Raw genomic sequence first — 568 nt, 5'->3', positions numbered from 1 at the left:
GTGCCAAGAACCAAGGATCGATGGCGCAGATTTCGTGGATTTTTTCCAGCGTGAAGCCTGCACGGAACGCATCGGCTACAAACAGCATACGCTCAGGGCCCGGGTTGGCCAGTTCGCGGCGGATTTCCGCTTTGTCTTCGCTGCGCGGATTGAAGCCGCACAAGCCGGTTTCCAAACCGCGCAAGGCTTTTTGGAAGCTTTCTTGAATGGTACGGCCCATCGCCATTACCTCGCCCACAGATTTCATCTGCGTGGTCAAGCGGTCGTCTGCGGCAGGGAATTTTTCAAATGCGAAACGCGGGATTTTGGTTACCACATAGTCGATGGAAGGCTCGAACGATGCAGGCGTGCGGCCGCCGGTAATGTCGTTGCGCAACTCGTCCAGCGTAAAGCCGACCGCCAGTTTGGCTGCTACTTTGGCAATCGGGAAGCCGGTTGCTTTAGAGGCCAACGCAGAAGAACGGCTCACGCGCGGGTTCATCTCAATCACAATCATCTCGCCGTTTTCAGGGTTCAGCGCAAATTGCACGTTCGAGCCACCCGTGTCCACGCCGATTTCGCGCAATAC

Annotated in this window: 1 protein-coding gene; it reads right to left on the bottom strand. The window is 56.3% G+C overall.

Annotated features, from left to right (window positions below; genetic code table 11):
• Window positions 1–568 (bottom strand): ATP-binding protein (locus ACTHUR_RS16660; RefSeq protein WP_440399798.1); only part of this gene is annotated, 568 nt, incomplete at both ends.

It is taken from the genome of Neisseria sp. P0021.S007, assembly GCF_051956855.1.
Note: the sequence above shows the minus strand (reverse complement) of the source record. Positions and strands in the feature narration are given on the sequence as shown.